Raw genomic sequence first — 22,317 nt, 5'->3', positions numbered from 1 at the left:
AATGAATTTTTATCATTTAAATGGGCTGACACTTCAGCAGCTGCACGCATTAATCATGGAGTCATCCATTGGCTTTTCAGCAGAAGGTGACTCAGTTCAGTATCTTGGCTGGCAGGTGCAGCTGCATGATGGCATTACCTTACTGTCAGAACAAACCCTCAATACCGATGGCAGTAAACAGCTCTTTGAACGGCTGGTTAATCTTCACCCTGATCTTGTCAAACAATTACCCGGTTCAAAAGCAGAAGCTATAAAAAGAGCTGCCAGCCATCTGGTGGAAAAATGTCATGATGGGGCAATAGAAAAGTCTCCAACCAAAGAGGTGCAATGGGCTGTTATTAATGAGTGCATGAGATCTGATGCCTCGAAGACGGTAAAAAAGTTATTCGGAAAAAATTTTTTAAGTGCGGCTGAAAAACTCCGGATTATGTTGGCTGCTGAAGAAAAGTTTGAATTACCAGCGGAAATGGTCGCCCGTTACCTTGAGAGGATTCCTTTGTCCATCCGATTAGAAGAGGCAAAGAATCTGTTTCAACGTCTTCCTGATACGCCTTCTCTGGCAGAGGAGGACAATGAAATCAATGAAAAGCTGACAGCATTAAACCCTGTAGAGGATGATAAACTGGTCAAGGACGGACTTCTGCAGATCAGGCAAATCCTTGAATCGGAAAATAACGAACTTTCCAGGCAGTTGCTGAGTGAAGTTGACAATATTGAAAAAGAATTCCTTCCAAGAGTTGATGCGGATGGCTATTTACCAAACATTTTTGTTGATGATGATTTCAAGTTCTATACAAGAAGACTGTTGTATCTGTATGCAGCCTGCTCCGGTTTTTCAAAGGAGGCTGATATTACTGAGTTAACGTCGTACATTAGAAGGGTTCTGTATACCGCCGATTCAGATAGCATCTGGCATATTGCAAAAGAGCTGGCCTATTTGTCGAAACAACCGGGCTCAATTGATTATTGTCGTTATCTTGGTGCCGCGGCAAATAGTTTGAAAACACCTGCACCTGTTGTCTCAAAGTTTGAAGAACTCAAACAACTCAGTGATATCAATGGATTTGTTTTACTTGAAAGTAAACCGCTGGCTAAGTATCTAACCGTCCTCAGAGCAAACATTGATAAAATGACCCCGGAGTATTCACAGGTATTGCGGACTGCAGTTGACGATCTGGAGAGCAAATTGGCTGCTTTATCACTCCCTGAAGGCAAGCTCGATATCAAAGCGAAAGTGCATCGACTTTTGATGATCATTGCCGCCTGCAAATCATCCAAAGAAATAATGGATGCTTCAGCATTGGCTCACTTTGTCAGGGCCATCATGAAACATGGAAATAAAAAAAATATTCCCTATCTCATCGCTGGACTGGCCCGCCTGGTTCAGAGTACTCCGAAAATACAGCAAATTCTGGGTGAGCTCGGCATCAGAGGCGGCGATCATTTGCGTATGGCCCCGCTGCAGTGGCTGACATTTGTACCCGATATCCTCTCAGAAGATGACATTGAGAAACTCTGTGAATCTTTGCAAGCTCCCAGCGCCAGCAGGAGCAGGCGACAGATGAAAGATGGCAAGGTGTTCCATCAGTGGCTGGTGACTCTTGAGCAGGTATTGGCCAGCAATGATATGAATAAGGCAATGGTAATGCAGACCCTGAAAAAGCTCACCCAAAGCCTGACGTATGAAAAACTGGGTTTGCTCTTCATGATATTCAACATGGGAGACAGGTTTAATCAGTTTCTGGGCAGTATGGGCTTAAGCTGTCAGAAAGAAGGATTGCCATTGTTGATCGCCGAAAAAGGCGCTGACGCTTTAGTGGGAAAAAGTAAGCAGGTCTCACAATGGCTATGGAAACAACGATATTACCATCTCCTGCCTTTTTACATGGCATCAATGGAAGAATACGGAAATACAGAAGTTACAGACCTTATACATCATTTTATAGAGGCCAGTGCCAGTAATACTTTTATCGAGAGCAGGCAGTCACCGCTGAACAATCCACACTTGCAGGCCGTTTACCGGAAATATCCCCAGTTTAAAGCAGGTTGGGGGGCGAACTTCAGTGACTTCAGCGAGGGAACCCGAAACAAGCTGTTGTCCCCGGGAGAAACTCTGAAGCTGACGGAAGACCCCTGGGATCTTTTTATCAGTGGGCTTGAAGTTCGCACTTGTCTGACACCGGACGGCGCTCAGGATTACAGCAGAGGACTAATGAGCTACGTGATGGATGGCCGTAATGCCATGATTGTCAGAAAGAGCACCAAAGGAGATATCCTCAGCAGAAGCGTTATTCGCATGGTGTTTGATCGGGATGACCACCCTGCGTTATTTCTTGAGAAGGCCTACCCCGATAAGAGTGATTTATTATTCATCGATGCTGCACGGGACATTGCTGACGAGATGGAGCTACCTCTTTATCACCGTGCGGATCCTAAAAAAGGTGAAACAGGTAAAGAAGTGAAACTTCTGGAAGGAAGGGCACCTTTTGATTATTTTGACGCATTCATGGTAACAAAGGAGAGACAGGAAGTTACGATTACCAATGTACAATTTGATGTAAGGTAGCCATAACGGATGCCTGTCCAAAAATGGCTGCTTACAGTGGTATTATGCAAAGTATGTCGATTTATCAAAGTTATCGTTATTAATCAATTCGCATAATTCAGCCAGATGGGGACCATAAGCTGTACCTTTTGTTTTTTTGCACTCAAAGTACCTTTGTATTGCAAGAGTTACATCTTCATCATATTGGGAAGAAAATTTTTCAGCAATTTCAGAGCAATCATGATCATCACAAGTGAATAAATGATAAAATTCTTTTCTTATTTTGGCCAGGTTCTCATTTTCGAAAAACACTCCGCCCCATACGCCGATCATTATGTTAATTATCTGATGATAAACAGGGATTTCCCAACTAATCATATGGCTTTTAGCGGATAGAAATTCATCAACTTTTTGCTCAAAGTATACTGTTGATAAATTATTCCTTATTAGATTTGCTGCAGTCCCTGCTTCAACCTGACTAAGTGTTTCCAGACTTTTATACCAGGTTTTATAAGCTTTTTTGGTAACCAGCGCCAAGTCTTTAACTTTTGCTCTTTGAGAGATTTCGGGTAACTCATTCAATGCACTTTGGATAGAGTCAAACAATTTGGGCATTTTTTGAGTTGAAAATTTGTAATATAATTGATTCAGTTCCTCATTAGCATATAAAGCATTGCACGATAATATGATCCATGCACATAACATTTGAGTCAGTGTTTTTAACATTTCTGTATACTCCTTAAATTTGATTGCTTTTAAGAATATGCATGATTAGCCAGTTTTCAACCCAAGGCCAAATTCAGGATCTGCACCGCAGGCGAAGTTTCTTGAAAATTTTCTGTCAGGCAGCACTATTGATACATTTTTTTTCGTAAATGTAATGTTAACAATTTTCAAATAATGAGATGTGTCATGCAAATCTGCAACACCGGTATTCGTTGTTTGCATCCCCCCGCTAAAGAGGGTGTCGTAAAACTCTCTCCAACGTGCGAACGAGTTGACTCTCGTCATTCCCGACTTCATTCTCGTCATTCCCGGCTTCATTCTCGTCATTCCCGCGAAGGCGGGAATCCACACTGACTCACCACCAGAACCCTACTGCCCGGTGCCCCCCTGGCCTTGTCATCCCCGAGAAGGCAGAGATCCACCGTTGGCGCTGGATTCCCGCCTTCGCGGGAATGACGACCTCAGAGCATGGGAACGAGTTGTTGGAGTTTTGCGACATCCTCGAAGGCGGGAATCCATACTTGACTCACCACCAGAACCCTACTGCCCATTCTCCCCCTGGCCTTGTCATCCCCGAGAAGGCAGAGATCCAGCGTTGGCGCTGGATTCCCGCCTTCGCGGGAATGACGACCTCAGAGCATGGGAACGAGTTGTTGGAGTTTTGCGACATCCTCGAAGGCGGGAATCCATACTTGACTCACCACCAGAACCCTACTGCCCATTCTCCCCCTGGCCTTGTCATCCCCGAGAAGGCAGAGATCCACCGTTGGCGCTGGATTCCCGCCTTCGCGGGAATGACGACCTCAGAGCATGGGAACGAGTTGTTGGAGTTTTGCGACATCCTCGAAGGCGGGAATCCACACTGACTCACCACCAGAACCCTACTGCCCATTCTCCTCCTGGCCTTGTTATCCCCGAGAAGGCAGAGATCCACCGTTGGCGCTGGATTCCCGCCTTCGCGGGAATGACGACCTCAGAGCATGGGAACGAGTTGTTGGAGTTTTGCGACATCCTTGAAGGCGGGAATCCACACTGACTCACCACCAGAACCCTACTGCCCGGTGCCCCCCTGGCCTTGTCATCCCCGAGAAGGCAGAGATCCACCGTTGGCGCTGGATTCCCGCCTTCGCGGGAATGACGACCTCAGAGCATGGGAACGAGTTGTTGGAGTTTTGCGACATCCTCGAAGGCGGGAATCCACACTGACTCACCACCAGAACCCTACTGCCCGCTGCCCCCCTGGCCTTGTCATCCCCGAGAAGGCAGAGATCCACCGTTGGTGCTGGATTCCCGCCTTCGCGGGAATGACGACCTCAGAGCATGGGAACGAGCTATTGGAGTTTTGCGACACCCTCTAAAGCGAGGGGTTTTACGCAAAGTTCGATAAATTTTGGAAAAAATTCTTGAATCTCCATCTGGGCTTTATTGAGCCCGAGGATACAAAAAGTCAGTAAATTAGCCCTGATAAATGGATGAAACTAATTATTGGATAAACTGTCTAAATCAATAATGGGTTCGGTTTGACTCCAAAAGGTCAGTATTACAAGGACGGTAGTGAGGGCTAAAAAAATGGATCCGCTCCGCATTAAAACAGTAGGTGAAATAATACAACAGGGGGCTTTTGCCGACCTCGCCAGTTTATCTGAAAATCTTGATAAGACAGGCAGCGCTTTTGCCAGAAAAGTCAGTATAAGTGAAGAGTTAATGCCCACGAATGTTGCTTCTGAAAAGTGGGTTGACGCGGACAATAATGATTTTTGGCACAAGGCCGGGCAGAAAGTGGCCGTTACTGATATTGCCCCGAAAATCACTAAGACATGGCTGGAAACGCTGCCCATTGGACTGGTAAAAAAGCGTCCGAAAATAGCTGAAACCGAAACAGCCCATTGGCCGGTCATTGATCCATCGTTGATCGAATCGACTCAGGTAGCGAAAACGGCCTTGCTTCAGCATTATTGTCCTAACAGCGTCGCGCCTCAGGCACAGGCTATTGCCCGCCCTATTCATGGTCTCCAGCACAGTTGCCGGACGGCGATCTGGGCAGTAGCCCTGTTGCAACAGCGTAAATTGCACGGCGATCCCCTGGCGCGGGCATTTCCCGATCAGATGGTACCCCTGCTGATTAAGGCCTGCCTGTTTCACGACACTGGTCGTGAAGGCGATGGGGTCGACACAGAGGAGTGGGAGCGGGCCAGTGCTGACAATCTGAGGGAACACTTGCGTAATTTCGGCGTGGATCAGTCCCTGGCCTGGCAGTGTGGTGAGGCCATTTGCCACAAGGATAATCCGAAGGGCTGCGAGCATCTGCCCTTGACGATACAGACCCTGCGCAGCCTGCTCCATGATGCGGATACGCTGGATGTTATGCGGGTCAGAGGATGCTTTTACATGGATCGGCTGGAGTGTTTTGCTGCCTGTCAGGATGATCTCAAGAAGCAAGGCTGGCGCCTGCTGGCCGAAGAGGTCTGCCAGGTGATTGCCAGACAGGGTGACCTCTGGCACCCGATCAAGTTGCAGGATAGTCCCACAGACCGCAAGCATTTCTTCAGTATCGATGCCGCCAGCCGGTGTGAAAACACTAAAAAGCAGTGGGAGCATCACCCTTCGCCCTTCAGTTATCAGTTGTTTAGCATAGGTGAGCAGTCCGGTGTTGTCCGGGGGTTGATTACGCCTTATACCGGACAGTTGGCAGAACCAACGGCATCGTCCTTCTCTCTGGCAAAACTGACCCCGCACAGTGCTGCCATGAAAAGTGCAGCCATGGAAGAATGCCAGAGCACTTGGCCAGCGGGGCTTTACAGCGACCCCGTTAGCCAACAGGTTTATGCCATCAAACCGGCGAGCTGTGAGCTAAGCGCCCGCAACCAGCTGCTAATGGCTAACCTTGCCGGGCTGCTGGGCATTACAGTTCCTGAAAGCTTTGTCCATGAGGAAGAGGGACATTTTTATGTGGTCAGCCCTGTTCCCGGGGAATGGGTGGGCAAGCTCAAAGCTGGGGAGGCGGCGCTGTGCTCTCTGTCTCCAGAGCAGTGGGCCAGATTAATGCTGATTAATGTGATGGTCGGTAACGAAAGTATGGTTAACAGTGACTGGGAGGGCATTGAACTGACCCCGGAAGGGGAGCCGGTCATGTTCCACTGGGATTATGCCGGGATGGCAACCCGCTATCCATGTCCTGAAAAACCAGAGCCCGCCCCCAAACCGGATGACTTTTCCTCCATGCCTTTGCTGCTGAATAAACTGCGGAACCCTCAGGCGCCCCCCATGAACTCGTTGCCGATCTATAACCCCTGCGTCGATATTCTTGCAAAATTAGAGGATGACTTACTGGGCCATACCCTGAAAGATATCTTGCGGCAGGTTGACTGGCAGGCGCTGGACCGGCTGATCGAACACAGCGGCTTTCTGCCCGGTGACCGCAGCTGGTTACGGCAGACTATCCACGATCGTATTGCCTGGCTGACCACTCGCTTTCCCAACAGCCTGGAGGCAGGTGAGAGGGTATCCATGGCGGAATACAAGGCGATAGAGGCGGCGGGTATTCGTGGCGGTTGGCTGCCGGTCAAAGGCCGGGATGTCCGCGGCGGGCAGATCGGTATCAGCCAGTTACTGGATGCCAATGGCCAACCCATTACCCGGATGTCTCTCAAGTTGTCCCGGGAAGCAGGCAATAAGCTGGCTGATAATCTCGCCCTGGAGCGGGGATTGCACCGTCTGGCCAGCCGGGTTCAGTATACCAACTTTGCCCTGAATGACGATTACCGCGACTGGCGCAGCGACCTGACCAGCCTGGCCAAAGACTGTGACGGCATGGCGGAGCAGCTAACCAGAGATAAAACACGATGGCACGAAAAGGATCAGGATACCATTGCTGATACCGTGATGATTCTGCAGGACATTGCTAACAAGTGCCGGGTGTCGTTAGCCGCCGACCGGCCGTACATTACAAAACTGCCAGCCATCAATACTCCCCTGCCTGACCCGGCCTTACCGGCAAGAGTCAGTTCAAGAATCGGCAAAGACGTTGAAGCGAAAGTAGAATTGGCTGAATTCAGCCACGGTTTTGCCAAACTGACAGGCCAGAGTTCCAGTTATTTGATTCCACAACAGCTCAAGGACACTCACCTGACCGCCTCACCGGTACGAGCCGTTGAACTCGAATCGGTCGTCTGTGAAGGCGGCAGTATTCTGTTTTCTCCTCCGAGCCTGGCTGAAGCCCTGAGCTTTGAAAATCAACTGACCCTCACCTTTGAGGGACACAGCAAAGCGGTGGTTGAAGCATTGTTCAGGGAACTGGCAGAGCTGGGCATTGGTGGGCGACCGGATGCCAACGACCTGGAGGAGCAATGGCTGGACGCCCTCGCCGACTACCACGGCTGCCTTGGTGATATGAACCGTGCCGTGGCAGCGGATATCAATACCCCGGTAAACACCCGCAAAAAAGCCTTTCTTAAACAGGTGCTGCACTTCATTGACGACGATTGGGAAAACCATTGTCGTATTCGTGCAGGACGTCTGGTGCATTACCGCCCGGGGTTGCCCCATGGTATCGAGGCCAATCCTGCGATCAAGTTCTGCCTCGGGCACGATATAAGCTATGGTCCGGAGCGAAAAGGAAACAGTGAACGGTTTGTGAGCGATAGCCTGGAAAATGAAGCTACCCTGAGCTCCTATGAACGACGTGCTCAGATCGGGATGGAACCGTCCAGATGTATTTCGGTACGCAGGCTGAAAGGCGACACCGAATACACATTTTTCCGTGTCATGGAGAAGAAGTTTGCGGCTCATTCCAGGGACAAATATAACGGGGTCATGTCTATGCGCATGACTTCTGCAACACTTGGACGCATGGATGCACAGATTTATAGAAATCAAAGTCAATTAGCCCTTAGATTCCTTGGTTTGGAGGCCTTTGCCCGTAATGAGAAAATCATTACGCAGTCAACCGATGACTTTCGGAGTGTGACTAAGAGCAATGAACGCCAGGAGACCCGTTTTTGCAATCCTGTGTCCTTGCTTGACGAGTTGTACATACTTGAGATGAGTTCTCCCAAAAGTCAGGGGCAATTGTTGCGTACTCTCAAGCAACGCTTTAGCCATTGGCCCGACGGGCGCCCGTTGGAAGCGCTTTTTCCGCAATCCTGGTCAGTCCTTTACCATGAGTTAATCTCTGAACACAGCAAGTTTGCCAAAGGCATCAAAAATCTCGTCAAGGTTTGTGGTGAAGAGGGCATGCAGCGGCTGTTTGAGCAAAACCCGCAACTATTGGAGGGAAAGCTGGATTCCCTGGATGGCCTTGAGCTGAATGGGATTAGGCATTGTTTAAAAGGGATTGATTTCAGAGGCTGTTCAATGACGGGTACAGTGTTGCAATCCGTAACATTTCAGAAGTGTAAATTCAATGCAGAGCTGTTAAGCAGTGTCACTGTTGAAAATGCTTTTTTCAGCAGATGCTCTTTTGAAGGTAGGCGGTTTTCATCATCGATATTAGATAATGTCCGATTTAACGCTGAAAATGATAAGGATGGCCAGGTATGTGAAAGTACACGCCAGCTTTCCCAAATCCTGTATCAGTCGTGTGTTAATGAGCGCAATGAGTTCAATCTGAAACAATGGCTGGATGTGATGGGGAAAAGTAGTTTTCTACGCTTTGGCTCAACACCTTTGGATGATTTAAGCAGGGATATTCTGTCCCAACATATTGATGAAATCAGAGCAAATTATCCACAGCAACTTTGTGTTATTATTCGTGAACTGCTCTCCATTGACTTTGAAAATACTGCCAGTGCAATAAATTTTGTCAGGAGTAATTTGGAATTCTACGATCGTAAAATCAAAGATCTCAAAGATTTGTATTTTGAGTTCAGAACCATCTTCCTGAAAGAAGGATTTTATAAGCGTTTGTCAGGCGATCCATTTCTGGAATTATGTCCACTCAATAGCCTCAAACACAATGGTTTTTCCCGGGAAGCGGTTTTGGCGTTGATGTTAAATGTTATTAACCTTGTTCTATTCCCGGAATCCAGTGATAAATACATAGATTTTGGCGGCAATGCCAATAGCACCGATGGCCATGACCATTACCTGAAGGATATTCCTGAGGTAAGTAGCGAAAGTACAGAAAATGATTCAATCTCATGTCCCGAAACAGATGACCTGGCTCTGGTTGGTATGCAACGTTATAAAGCCCTTCTTTGTAGATACTGCCTTAAAGGTTACCGGGACTCTATTCATCGATTCTGGAAAGAGTGCTCAGAAAAGAGTCAATTAACAATAGCCAGACACTGTTTGCGTCATCAAAATGTTGCCGTTAGCCCCTCAACAACCAGTGAATTTTTAAATTTGTTGTCTAAAGAACACGATGAGAAAAATTGGCTGGAACTCTATAGCGCAAACATGGAAAAACATATAAAAAATGGGAAAGAGTGGAGCCTCTTGTATGAGAAATATTTTGGCACTGGACGAAACTAATTGTTGGATAAACTGTCCAATTACTAATGGAGTCGGTATGACTCGAAAAGGTCAGTATTACAAGGAAGTAGTGAGGGCTAAAAAATGGATTCGCTCCCCGGTAACACAGTAGGTGGAACAAGAGAACAGGCGCCTTTGGCCGGTTCCGGTAGTTTATCTAAAGAAATTGATAAGGCAGGCATCGCTTTCGCCAAAAAAGTAAGTATAAGTAAAGAGGCAATGCGCCCGGATGTTGCTTCTGCAAAGCGGGATGAGGCAACCAATTGCCATTACATGCGAAATACCGGGCAGAAAGTAGCCGTCACTGATATTGCCCCGAGAATCACTAATACAGGGCTGGAAACGCTGCCCATTGAACCGGTAAAAAAGTGTCCAAAAATAGCTGCAACCGAAACAGCCCATTGGCCGGTCATTGATCCATCGTTGATTGAGTCCACTCAGGTAGCGAAAACAGCCTTGCTTCAGCCTTATCGCCCATCACACATCTCACCGCCTGCCGGGACCATTGCCCGTGAGGTTCACGGTGTCCAGCACAGTTGTCGGGCAGCAATCTGGGCTGTAGCCCTGTTGGAACTGCGTAAACAGCACGGCGACCCACAGGCGCGGGCATTTCCCGACCATATGGTACCCCTGCTGATTAAAACCTGCCTGTTTCACGACACTGGCCGTGAAGGCGATGGGAACGATACGCCCGAGTGGGAGCGGGCCAGTGCTGACAACCTGAGGGAACACCTGCGCAACTTCGGCGTGGATCAGTCCCTGGCCTGGCAATGTGGTGAAGCGATTTGCCACAAGGATAACCCGAAGGGCTGCAAACATCTGCCAGAAGCAATACAGACCCTGCGCAGCCTGCTCCATGATGCGGATACGCTGGATGTTATGCGGGTCAGAGGATGCTTTTACATGGACCGGCTGGAGTGTTTTGCTGCCTGTCAGGATGATCATCAGAGGGAAGAGTGGCGCTCGCTGGCCAAAGAGGTCTGTAAGGTGATTGCCGGGCAGGGTGACCTCTTTTATCCGATAACCTTGCATGACAGTCCTGCAAACCGCGAACATTTCTTCTTCATCGGTGCCGACAGCCAGTGCGAGAGCACCAAAAAGCAGTGGGAGCACCATCCTTCGCCCTTCAGTTATCAGCTCTTTAGCATAGCTAAGCAGTCCAATGTTGTCCGGGGGCTGATTACGCCTTATACCGGACAGCTGGCAGAACCATCGCCATCGTCTTTCTCACTGGCACAACTGAACCCCCAAACTACTGCCATGAAAGACTGCTCGGGCAGCTGGCCAACGGGGCTGTACAAGGATCCCATTAACCAACAGGTTTATTCCATCAAACCGACGAGCTGTGAGCTAAGTGCCCACAACCAGTTACTGATGGCCAACCTCGCAGGACTGCTGGGCATCACAGTACCTCAGAGCTTTGTCCATCAGGAAGAGGGTCATTTTTATGTGGTCAGTCCTGTCCCCGGGGAATGGCAGGGTAAGCTCAAAGGTGGGGAGGAGACCCTGCGCTCTTTGTCTCCAGAGCAGTGGGCCAGATTATTGCTGATTAATGTGATTGTTGGTAATGAAAATATGGTTAACAGTGCCTGGGAGGGCATTGAACTGACCCCGGAAGGGGAGCCGGTGATGTTCCACTGGGACTTTGCCGGGCTCGCGACTCGCTACCCCTGTCCCGAGAAGCCAGAACCTGCCTCCAAAACGGATGACTTTTCCTCCATGCCGGTGCTGCTGAATAAACTGCGGGACCCCAAGGCTCCCCCCATGAACTCGTTCCCGATCCACAACCCCTGCGTCGATATTCTCGCGCAATTGGATGATGACTTGCTGGGCCATACCCTGAAAGATATCTTGCGGCAGGTTGACTGGCAGGCCCTGGACCGGCTGATCGAACACAGCGGTTTTCTGCCCGGTGACCGCAGCTGGTTACGACAGACTATTCATGATCGTATTGCCTGGCTGACCACTCGCTTTCCCAACAGCCTTGAGGCGGGTGAGCGGGTATCCATGGCGGAATACAAGGCGATAGAGGCAGCGGGTATCCGTGGCGGTTGGCTGCCGGTTAAAGGCCGTGATGTCCGGGGCGGGCAGATCGGTATTAGCCAGTTACTGGATGCCAATGACCAACCCATCACCCGGATGTTCCTCAAGTTGTCCCGGGAAGCGGGCAATAAACTGGCAGATAACCTGGCTCTGGAAAGGGGATTGCACCGTCTGGCCATCCGGGTTCAATATGCCAACTTTGCCTTGAATAATTCCAAAAACCTCCCGAACCACGATTACCGTGACTGGCGCAGTGACCTGGCCAGCCTGGCCAACGACTGTGAGGGAATGGCCGAGCAGTTAACCAAAGATAAAACACGATGGTACGAAAAGGATCACTATGCCATTGATAATACCGTGATGATTTTGCGGGACATTGTTAAAAAGTGCCGGTCATCGTTAGCTGCCGACGTGCCCTCCATTGCAAAACTGCCAACCATCGACACTCCACTGCCTTTCACGTCCTTGCCTGCACGAATCAGTTCAAGAACCGGCAAAAACGATGTAGCGAAAGTACAGCTGGCTGAATTCAGCCGCGGTTTTGCCAAACTGACAGGCCAGAGCGTCAGTTATTTGAGTCAGGAACAAATGGATCATGCCAACCTGATCGCCCCACCGGTTCGGTCAGTTGAACTCGAATCGGCCGTCTGTGAAGGCGGCAGTATTCTGTTTTCTCCTCCGAACCTGCCTGAAGCCCTGAGCTTTGAAAATCAATTGATCCTCACTTTTCCGGGACACACTAAAGCGGTGGTTGAAGCATTGTTCAGGGAACTGGCAGAGCTGGGCATTGGTGGGGAGCGACCAGATATCCCTGACCTGGAAGAGCAATGGCTGGACGCCCTGGCCGACTACCACGGCTGCCTTGGTGATATGAACCTTGACGTGGCAGCGAAGATCAATACTCCGGTAAACACCCGCAAAAAGAAATTTCTTAAAGAGCTTCTGAACCTCAGTGACGAAGAACTGGTTTGGGAAATCCATTGTCGTATTCGCGCAGGACGTCTGGTGCATTATCGCCCGGGGTTGCCCCATGGTATCGAGGCAAACCCCGCCAGGAAGTTCTGCCCCGCGCACGATCTAAACTATTCTGCATTGCAGCAAAGCAGCAGTGGAAAGTTTGTGGTCGAGAGTCTGGAAAATGAAGCGACCCTGAGTTCCTTTGAACGACGTACCCAGATCGGGATAGATCCAACCGGGAATGTTTCGGCACTCAGGATGAAATGCGATGCCGAATATGCATTTTCCCGAGTCATGGAGGAGGAGCTGGCGACTAATTCCAGGCAAAGTAAAAGTAGAGGTGGGGTCATGTGTATGCGCCTGGATTCTGCAACATTCGGCCGTCTGGATGCACAAATTTATAACAACCAAAGCCAAATTGCGTTGGGATTCTTTGGTTCGGACGCCTTCGCCCGTAATGATAAAATCATTACGCAGTCAGCAGGTGACTACCAAAGTGTGATTAAGCACAGTGATTTACAAGAGACCCGTTTTTCCAATCCTGTGTCCTTGTCTGACGAGTTGAAACTGCTTGAGATGGGTTCTCCCGAAGGTCAGGCATTGTTGCGCAGGCTAAAGAAACGCTTTAGCCACTGGCCCGACGGGCGCCCACTGGAACAGCTTTTTCCGCAATCCTGGTCAATCCTTTACCTTGAGATAACCTGTAAAGGCAGCCAGTTTGACAAAGGCATCAAAAGTCTCGTCAAGGTTTGTGGTGAAGAGGGCATACAGTTGCTGTTTGAGCAAAACCCACAATTGTTGGAGGGCAAGCTGGATTCCCTGGATGGTCTTGAGCTGAATGATAGGGCTCGTATAAAAAGGATTGATTTCAGGGGCTGTTCAATGAACGGCACAGTGTTGCAATCTGTTTCATTTGAGGAGTGCAAGTTCAATATAGAGTTGTTAAGCAGTGCTATTGTTGAAAAAGGTTTTTTCAGCGGATGTTTTTTTGAAGGTCAGCGGTTTACATCATCGCTATTAGACAATGCCCATTTTCACTCTGAAGGTTATGAGGATGGCGTGATCTATGAAAGTACACGTCATCTTTCCCAAATCCTGTATCAGTCGTGCATTAATGAGAACAATGAGTTTAATCTGGAACAATGGCTGGAGGTGATGGGAAAAAGTGATTTTCTACGCTTCGGCTCAACACCGCTGGATGATCTAAGCCGGGATATTCTGTCCCAACACATTGAAGAAATTAAAAACACTTATCCAAAGCAACTTTGTAAAATTATTAATGGACTTTTTTCCATTGAATTTAAAAGTACTGCCAATGCAATAAATTTTGCCAGTAATAATCCGAAATTCTATGATCTCAAAATCAAAGATCTCAAAGACTTGTATTTTGAGTTCAGAACCAACTTCCTGAAAGAAGGAAAATATCTGCATGAATCAGGGACTCCATTTGATAAATTATTTAAACTCTATTGCGTCAAACGCAGTGATTATTCCCGTGAAGCGGTTTTGGCGTTGATGTTAAATGTTATTAATCTTGTTCTGTTTCCTGAATCCAATGATCAGTACATAGACTTTGGCGTCAATACCAATAGCGCGGATGTACATGACTATTGCCTGAAGGCCATTCCAGAGGTAAGTAGCACAAGTACACAAAGTAACACAGATGACCTGCCTCTGGTTGAAATGGAACGTTACAAAGTTCGTCTTTGCAGGTTTCGCCTTCAAGAGTACCGGAACTATATTCATCAATTCTGGGAAGAATGCTCAGAGGAGAGTCAAATAACAATAGCCAAACACTGTTTGCGTCATCAAAATGTTGCCGTTAGCCCCAAAACAACCGAGGCATTTTTTAATTTGTTATCTAAAGAACACGGCGAGGAAAATTGGCGCAACATCCATTTCGCTAACATCGGAAAACATGTAGAAATTCAGAGTGAGTTGATTCCGTTGCTTGTTGAAGAATTTGGCGAATGGGCCAGATCCACCAAATTTTATTAAGTTCGAGTTGCCTGCCCTCCTCAGTGAGGCACTTTTAACAATAGACAAGGTGATGTTGTGATTCGGCAGGTATGGAGCCAATCTCACAGTTTTGCCCAGTCTTCACAGAATGGATGGAACTAACTGACTGGATAAACTGTCTAAGTTTCAATGGATTCGGTTTGACTCAAGAAGGTCAATATTACAAGGACAGTAGTGAGGGCTAAAAAAATGGATTCGCTCCTCAGTAAAACAGTAGGTGGAACAAGAGAAGAGGGGCCTTTTGCCGGCTCAAGTTTATCTGAAAATATTGATAAGACAGGCACCGCTTTTGCCAGAAAAGTGAGTATAAGTAGAGAGTTAATGTCCACGGATGTTGCTTCTGCAAAGCGGGATGAGGCAGCCAATATTCATTGCATGCGAAATGTCGGGCAGGAAGTAGCCGCCACTGATATTCCCCCAAAAATAATTGAGACAGGGCTGGAAACGCTGACCATTGAACCGGTAAAAAAACGTCCGAAAATAGCTGCAACCGAAACAGCCCATTGGCCGGTCATTGATCCATCGTTGATTGAGTCCACTCAGGTAGCGAAAACAGCCTTGCTTCAGCCTTATCGCCCATCACACATCTCACCGCCTGCCGGGACCATTGCCCGTGAGGTTCATGGTCTCCAGCACAGTTGTCGGGCAGCAATCTGGGCTGTAGCCCTGTTGGAACTGCGTAAACTGCACGGCGATCGCCTGGCGCGGGCATTTCCCGACGACATGATACCCCTGCTGATTAAAACCTGCCTGTTTCACGACACTGGTCGTGAAGGCGATGGAGACGATACGCTGGAGTGGGAGCGGGCCAGTGCTGACAACCTGAGGGAACACCTGCGCAACTTCGGCGTGGATCAGTCCCTGGCCTGGCAGTGTGGTGAAGCCATTTGCCACAAGGATAACCCGGAGGGCTGCGAACATCTGCCAGAGACGATACAGACCCTGCGCAGTCTGCTCCATGACGCGGATACGCTGGATGTTATGCGGGTCAGAGGATGCTTTTATATGGATCGGCTGGAGTGTTTTGCGGCCTGTCAGGATGATCAGCAGAGGCAAGACTGGCGCCTGCTGGCCGAAGAGGTCTGCCGGGTGATTGCCAGGCAGGGTGACCTCTGGTACCCGATCAAGTTGCAGGACAGCAATGCCAGCCACGAACATTTCTTCAGCATCGGTGACGCCAGCCTGTGTGAAAACACTAAAAAGCAGTGGGAGCACCATCCTTCGCCCTTCAGTTATCAGCTGTTTAGCGTTGGTGAACAGTCCGGTGTTGTCCGGGAGTTGATTACGCCCTATACCGGACAGCTGACAGAACCACCGGTATCGTCTTTCTCCCTGGCAAAACTGACCCCGCAAGCTGCTGCCATGGAAGAATGCCAAAGCAGCACCTTGTCAGCGGGGCTTTACACCGACCCCGTCAGCCAACAGGTTTATTCCATCAAACCGGCGAGCTGTGAACTAAGTGCCCGCAACCAGCTACTGATGGCCAACCTCGCCGGGCTGCTGGGCATCAGAGTACCTGAGAGTTTTGTCCATCAGGAAGAGGGTCATTTTTATGTGGTCAGCCCTGTCCCCAAACAATGGCAGGGTAAGCTCAAAGGCGGCGAGGCGACGCTGCGCTCTCTGTCTCCAGAACAGTGGGCCAGATTATTGCTGATCAATGTGATTGTCGGTAACGAAAATATGGTGAACAGTGCCTGGGAGGGCATTGAACTGACCCCGGAAGGGGAGCCGGTCATATTCCACTGGGATTATGCCGGGATGGCAACTCGCTACCCGTGTCCTGAAAAAGCAGAGCCTGACCCCAAGCCGGATGATTTTTCCTCCATGCCCGTGCTGCTGCAAAAACTGCGGAACCCTCAGGCACCCCCGATGAACTCGTTGCCGATCGACAACCCCTGCGTCGATATTCTTGCACACTTAGAGGATGACTTACTGGGCCATACCCTGAAAGATATCTTGCGGCAGGTTGACTGGCAGGCGCTGGACCGGCTGATCGAACAAAGCGGTTTTCTGCCCGGTGACCGCAGCTGGTTACGACAGACCCTTCACGATCGTATTGCCTGGCTGACCACTCGCTTTCCCAACAGCCTGGAGGCAGGTGAGAGGGTATCCATGGCGGAATACAAGGCGATAGAGGCGGCGGGTATTCGTGGCGGTTGGCTGCCGGTCAAAGGCCGGGATGTTCGCGGCGGGCAGATCGGTATCAGCCAGTTACTGGATGCCAATGGCCAGCCTATCACCCGGATGACCCTCAAGTTGTCCCGGGAAGCCAGCAACAAACTGGCGGATAACCTGGCCCTGGAACGGAAATTGCACCGTCTGGCCAGCAGAGTTAAATATACCCACCATCGCCTGAATGACCGTTACCGCGACTGGCGCAGCGACCTGATTAGCCTGGCCAAAGACTCCAACGGCGTGGCGGACCAGTTAACCAGAGATAAAACACGATGGCACGAAAGGGATCACGATACCATTGATAACACCGTGATGATTCTGCGGGACATTGCTAACAAGTGCCGGGCGTCGTTAGCCGCCGACCGGCCGGCCATTGCAAAACTGCCAGCCATCGAAACGCCTCTGCCTTTCCCGGCCTTACCAGCACGTGTCAGTTCAAGAACCAGCAAAGAAGTTGAAGCGAAAGTAGAACTGGCTGAATTCAGCCATGGTTTTGCCAAACTGACAGGCCAGAGCGTCAGTTACCTGAGTCCGAAACAACTGAAGGCTGCCCGCCTGACCGCCCAACCGGTTCGGGCAGTTGTACTCGAATCGGCGGTCTGTGAAGGGGGCAGTATTCTGTTTTCTCCTCCGAAGCTGCCTGAAGCCCTCAGCTTTGAAAATCAACTGACCCTCACCTTTGGGGGACACAGCAAAACGGTGGTTGAAGCATTGTTCAGGGAACTGGCAGAGCTGGGTATTGGTGCTGAGCGACCAGATACCCTTGACCTGGAAGAGCAGTGGCTGGACGCTCTCTCCCACTACCATGGCTGTCTTGGCGATATGAACCTTGCCGTGGCAGCGGATATCAATACTCCGGTAAACATCGGCAAAAAAGCATTTCTTAAAGAATTGCTGAACTTCAGTGACGAAAAATGGCTTGATTGGGAAATCCATTCTCGTATTCGCGCAGGACGTTGGGTGAAATACCGCCCGGGGTTGCCCCATGGCATTTCGGCAAACCCCGCCGGAAAGTTCTGCTCCGGGCACGATATAAACTTTTGTGCTGAGCAGGAAGAAAACGATGATCAATTTGTGATCAAAAGCCTGGAAAATGAAGCTACCCTGAGCTCCTATGAACGGCGTACTCAGATCGGGATGAAACCTGCCTGGCATATCCTTGCCAAAGCTTCGGTAAGCAGGATGAAATGCGACACTGAATATGCATTCACCCGAGTCATGGAGAACAGGGAATTGGCAGATTATTCCAGGCGGCTTTATGAAGAAGGGGTCATCTGTATGGAATTGACTTCTGAAACACTCGGCCGGATGGATGCAGAAATTTATGCCACTCAATGCCAGTTTACAGGGGCCATTGGTTTGGACGCCTTCGCCCGTAATGAGAAAATCATTGCACAGTCAACACACGACTACCGCAGTCTGATTGAGGGCAATGATCCAAGTCAATCACAGGAGACTCGTTTTTCCAATCCTCTGTCCTTGTTTGATGAGTTGAAACTACTTGAGATCAGTTCTCCCGAAAAAAAACGCCAGTTGTTGTCTACTTTGAAGAAGCGCTTCAGCCACTGGCCCGACGGGCGCCCGCTGGAGCAGCTTTTTCGGCAGTCCTGGTCAGCCCTTTACCATGAGATAACCTGTAAAGGCAGCCAGTTTGACGAAAGCATTAAAAGTCTCGTCAGGGTTTGTGGTGAAGAGCGCTTACAGTTGTTGTTTGAGCAAAACCCACAACTGTTGAAGGGCAGGCTGGATTCCCTGGATGGCCTTAAGCTGAATGGTTGGCCTAGAATAAAAAGGATTGATTTCAGAGGCTGTTCAATGAACGGCACAGTGTTGCAATCTGTTTCATTTGAGAAGTGTAAATTCAATACAGAGCTGTTAAACAGTGCCAATGTTAAAGATGGCTTTTTCGTCAAATGTTTTTTTGAAGGTAAGCGGTTTTCATCATCGATATTAGACAATGCCTGTTTTCACGTTGAAAATGATCAGGATGGCTCGGTATATGAAAGCACACACCAGCTTTCCCGAATCCTGTATCAGTCGTGTGTTAATGAGCACAATGAGTTCAATCTGAAACAATGGCTGGAAGCGATGGGCAAAAGTTATTGTCTATGCCTCGGCTCAGCACCGCTGGATGATTTAAGCCGGGATATTCTCTCCCAACATATTGAAGAAATTATCACAACGTATCCACAGCAACTTTGTCATATTATTTATGGGCTTTTTTCCATTGACTTTAAAAATACTGACAATGCAATAAATTTTATCAGGAGTAATCGGGAATTCTATGATCGCAAAATAAAAGATCTCAAAGATTTGTATTTTGAGTTCAGAACCGTATTCCTGAAAAAAGGAAATTATAAGGGGGTGCGAGATGATCCATTTGAAAAATTATTTAAACTCTATCTCGTCAAACACAGTGACTTTTCCCAGGAAGCGGTTTTGGCGTTGATGTTAAATGTTATTAACCTCGTTCTATTCCCGGAATCTAATGATCAATATATAGACTTTGGCGTCAGTGCCAAGAGCGCGGATGAGCATGACCATTGCTTGAAGGCCATTCCTGAGGTAAGCAGAGGAAGTACACAAAGCAATACGGATGACCTGCCTCTGGTTGAAATGCGAGTTTACAAGGCTTTGCTTTGTAAGAGTTACCTTGAAAAATACCGGGACTGTATTCATCAATTCTGGGAAGAATGCTCAGAAAAGAGTCAATTAACAATAGCCAAACACTGTTTGCTTCATCAAAATGTTGTCGTTAGCCCCTCAACAACCAGGGAATTTATAGCATTGTTGTGTAAAGGTCAGGATGTGGAAAATTGGCTGGAGCTCTATAGCGCTAACATGGAAAAACATATAAAAATTCATAAAGAGTGGGCTTCGTTGCTTGTGGACGAATTTGGGGAATGGGCCAAACCCCCCAGATTTTATTGAGTTCGAATTGCCTGCCCTCCTCAACACCTCCTGCCATTCGGCAGTTTAGGAGCCAATCTCATAGTTTTGCCCAGTCTTCACAGAATGGATGGAACTAATTATTGGATAAACTGTCCAAACTGTAATCGATTCGGTCTGACTCAAAAAGATCAGTATTACAAGGACTGTAGTGAGGGCTAAAAAAATGGATTCGCTCCGCATTAAAACAGTAGGTGAAATAAGTGAACAGGGAGCTTTTGTCGGCCCCGTTAGTTTGTCTGAAAATGATAAGACAGGCATCGCTTCTGCCAGAAAAGTGAGTAAAAGTAAAAAAGTAATGCTCCCCGATGTTGCTTCTGCAAAGGGGGATGAGGCAACCAATATTCATTACAGGCACATGGCAGGGCATCAAGTAGCCGCCACTGATATTGCCCCGAAAATCATTGAGACAGGGCTGGAAACGCTGACCATTGAACCGGTAAGAAAACGTCCGAAAATAGCTGCAACCGAAACAGCCCATTGGCCGGTCATTGATCCATCGTTGATTGAGTCCACTCAGGTAGCGAAAACAGCCTTGCTTCAGCCTTATCGCCCATCACACATCTCACCGCCTGCCGGGACCATTGCCCGTGAGGTTCACGGTCTCCAGCACAGTTGTCGGGCAGCAATCTGGGCTGTAGCCCTGTTGGAACTGCGTAAACAGCACGGCGACCCACAGGCGCGGGCATTTCCCGACCATATCTGCCTTTCACCACACCGATTGATATTTGCCTAAAATCTGTTGTCAAAGAAATAAACAGACATTCAGGTACACCAACATGCCTCAAGCTCAATACCAGTCTAAGAACCTCAACCACCTTGGCTTGGTTGCCGCTATGTGTCGGGAGTTAAAGATAGCCGAATACATTGATGCCCGTATCACAAATGACTCCGATGTTCGTAATGTCACTATTGGACAAGCTGTAGTTGCAATGATCATCAATGGCTTGGGCTTTACGGGGCAAACTCTGTACATGCTCCCTGAGTTTTTTGAGGATAAGCCGATTGACCGCCTTATCGGGGAAGGTATACAGGCTGAACACTTGAACGACAAGGTACTTGGTCGGGCTCTCGACAGTTTGTACGACGCTGGTGTTAGCGACTTGTATCTCAATCTGGCCGTCAAGGTCGTCAATCATCTGAAACTTCCTTGCAAGGCATTAAATCTGGATGGCACCAGCTTTCATGTGGATGGAGTCTATAACAGTCATGACAATCCAGACGACTTAAATTGTATTCATATCTGCCAAGGTTACAGCCGTGACCACCGGCCTGACCTGAATCAGGTAGTCTTGCAGTTAATGACTGAAAATCAGGCGGGCATCCCTGTGTTTATGGCCCCTGCCAGCGGTAATGTAAACGACAAAACCTGTTTTCAGGAAATTATCAAAAATCATCTGTCATGTTTTAAGGCCGCTTTGAATAGCCGCTATCTGGTTGCTGATGCTGCCATGTATGTTGCAGAAACCCTTCAGTTGCTTGATGAGCAAAAGCCGCTGTTTATCTCCCGGGTGCCCCTGAACATCAAGGAGGCAAAGGAGCTGGTCTGCAAAGCGCCAACCATGTCGCTGGTGCCTGTTGAAGGCTATGAAGATTACTACTCAGCTGAAGTGCCTTCCTGCTACGGAGGGGTTCAGCAACGATGGTTCCTGTTTCTCAACAAAAAGCGCGGGCTTAGTGAACGGAAAACATTGACCCGAAAGATGCAAAAGCAGTCACTGAAAGAGGCCCGTGATCTGGAGAAGCTGAGCAAAAAGGCCTTTTTGTGCCGGGACGATGCATTGAAGGCTTTTGCCTTGTGGCAGAAACAATCGAAACTTTGCCAAAGCGAAACAGAGCCAGAGGTTATCCGTAAACCCTGCTATTCGGGCAAAGGAAGACCATCGCCGGATAGCAAGCCTGATCACTTCGAGTACTTTGTGCAGGCTGAATGCTTTGTTTCCTGCGAGAAAAGGGAGCATGCAGAAGCCTCACTGGGTTGTTTTATCCTAAGCACCAATGAACTGGATAAAAATAGTTTGAATGCCTCTGAGCTGCTGTCTACTTATAAGTCGCAACAAAAAGTTGAAGGCGGCTTTCGGTTCCTGAAGAGCCCGGACTTTCTGGTATCTTCGCTCTATCTGAAGAAAGCGGAACGTATTGAAGCCCTGTTAATGGTGATGACTCTATGCCTGATGGTCTATGCTGCTATCCAGCACAGAATCAGGCAGGAACTGAAAAAGCAAAGTCGTGTATTTCCAGACCAGAAAAAAAAGCCCTGCCAGAACCCAACAGCAAGATGGGTATTTTTCTGTTTCCAGGGGCTTAGTGTATTAACGGTCAATAATCAGGAGGAGCATGTGATTGGCTTGAAGGAAAGGCAGTGGACGATCATTCAAATTTTGGGCATTTTTTACGAGTCCATGTATTCCTGATAGGGGTGGTGAAAGGCG

Annotated in this window: 10 protein-coding genes; 8 read left to right on the top strand and 2 right to left on the bottom strand. The window is 48.6% G+C overall.

Features of this window, described 5'->3' with window-relative positions:
- Position 1 precedes the first annotated feature (1 nt).
- Entirely contained in the window at positions 2–2,566 is a 2,565-nt protein-coding gene (locus P6910_RS24655) for a hypothetical protein (RefSeq protein WP_317143879.1), read from the top strand.
- A gap of 42 nt (positions 2,567–2,608) precedes the next feature.
- On the opposite strand, the gene P6910_RS24650 is transcribed toward P6910_RS24655, so the two are convergent.
- Together P6910_RS24650 and P6910_RS24645 are read right to left on the bottom strand one after the other, a co-directional pair.
- Positions 2,609–3,271 (bottom strand): hypothetical protein, encoded by a 663-nt coding sequence (locus tag P6910_RS24650; protein WP_317143878.1) that lies wholly within the window; start codon positions 3,269–3,271, stop codon positions 2,609–2,611.
- A gap of 45 nt (positions 3,272–3,316) precedes the next feature.
- Positions 3,317–3,556 carry a hypothetical protein gene (locus P6910_RS24645; RefSeq protein WP_317143877.1) on the bottom strand — a complete coding sequence of 80 codons (240 nt, stop codon included), beginning with the start codon at positions 3,554–3,556 and terminating at the stop codon, positions 3,317–3,319.
- Between P6910_RS24645 and P6910_RS24640 the strand changes: the two genes are divergently transcribed.
- The 7 genes from P6910_RS24640 to P6910_RS24610 all read left to right on the top strand — a co-directional run bounded on the left by P6910_RS24640 (position 3,543) and on the right by P6910_RS24610 (position 22,299).
- Positions 3,543–4,307 (top strand): hypothetical protein, encoded by a 765-nt coding sequence (locus tag P6910_RS24640; RefSeq protein WP_317143876.1) that lies wholly within the window; start codon positions 3,543–3,545, stop codon positions 4,305–4,307. The two genes, P6910_RS24645 and P6910_RS24640, sit on opposite strands and share 14 nt — an antisense overlap.
- Positions 4,252–4,629 carry a hypothetical protein gene (locus tag P6910_RS24635; protein ID WP_317143875.1) on the top strand — a complete coding sequence of 126 codons (378 nt, stop codon included), beginning with the start codon at positions 4,252–4,254 and terminating at the stop codon, positions 4,627–4,629. The genes P6910_RS24640 and P6910_RS24635 overlap by 56 nt, the downstream gene beginning before the upstream one ends.
- A gap of 211 nt (positions 4,630–4,840) precedes the next feature.
- Positions 4,841–9,742: a hypothetical protein gene (locus P6910_RS24630; protein WP_317143874.1), complete on the top strand. Its 4,902-nt coding sequence runs from the start codon at positions 4,841–4,843 to the stop codon at positions 9,740–9,742.
- 84 nt (positions 9,743–9,826) lie between these two features.
- Positions 9,827–14,740 (top strand): HD domain-containing protein, encoded by a 4,914-nt coding sequence (locus tag P6910_RS24625; protein WP_317143873.1) that lies wholly within the window; start codon positions 9,827–9,829, stop codon positions 14,738–14,740.
- A gap of 210 nt (positions 14,741–14,950) precedes the next feature.
- On the top strand, positions 14,951–19,867 hold the full coding sequence (locus tag P6910_RS24620; protein WP_317143872.1) for an HD domain-containing protein: 4,917 nt from the start codon (positions 14,951–14,953) through the stop codon (positions 19,865–19,867).
- A gap of 184 nt (positions 19,868–20,051) precedes the next feature.
- On the top strand, positions 20,052–20,621 hold the full coding sequence (locus P6910_RS24615) for a hypothetical protein (RefSeq protein ID WP_317143871.1): 570 nt from the start codon (positions 20,052–20,054) through the stop codon (positions 20,619–20,621).
- A gap of 43 nt (positions 20,622–20,664) precedes the next feature.
- Positions 20,665–22,299: an IS1634 family transposase gene (locus P6910_RS24610; RefSeq protein WP_317143870.1), complete on the top strand. Its 1,635-nt coding sequence runs from the start codon at positions 20,665–20,667 to the stop codon at positions 22,297–22,299.
- Positions 22,300–22,317 lie beyond the last annotated feature (18 nt).

Source organism: Endozoicomonas sp. 8E (assembly GCF_032883915.1).
Lineage (GTDB): Bacteria > Pseudomonadota > Gammaproteobacteria > Pseudomonadales > Endozoicomonadaceae > Endozoicomonas_A.
This window is presented reverse-complemented; position numbering and strand designations above follow the sequence as displayed.

Excerpts from the sequence above, each read along its gene's own strand:
- P6910_RS24625 (WP_317143873.1), top strand. The coding sequence starts at position 9,827 with ATGGATTCGCTCCCCGGTAACACAGTAGGTGGAACAAGAGAACAGGCG.
- P6910_RS24645 (WP_317143877.1), bottom strand. The coding sequence starts at position 3,556 with ATGACGAGAGTCAACTCGTTCGCACGTTGGAGAGAGTTTTACGACACC.
- P6910_RS24610 (WP_317143870.1), top strand. The coding sequence starts at position 20,665 with ATGCCTCAAGCTCAATACCAGTCTAAGAACCTCAACCACCTTGGCTTG.
- P6910_RS24630 (WP_317143874.1), top strand. The coding sequence starts at position 4,841 with ATGGATCCGCTCCGCATTAAAACAGTAGGTGAAATAATACAACAGGGG.
- P6910_RS24620 (WP_317143872.1), top strand. The coding sequence starts at position 14,951 with ATGGATTCGCTCCTCAGTAAAACAGTAGGTGGAACAAGAGAAGAGGGG.
- P6910_RS24650 (WP_317143878.1), bottom strand. The coding sequence starts at position 3,271 with ATGTTAAAAACACTGACTCAAATGTTATGTGCATGGATCATATTATCG.
- P6910_RS24635 (WP_317143875.1), top strand. The coding sequence starts at position 4,252 with ATGGGAACGAGTTGTTGGAGTTTTGCGACATCCTTGAAGGCGGGAATC.
- P6910_RS24615 (WP_317143871.1), top strand. The coding sequence starts at position 20,052 with ATGGATTCGCTCCGCATTAAAACAGTAGGTGAAATAAGTGAACAGGGA.
- P6910_RS24655 (WP_317143879.1), top strand. The coding sequence starts at position 2 with ATGAATTTTTATCATTTAAATGGGCTGACACTTCAGCAGCTGCACGCA.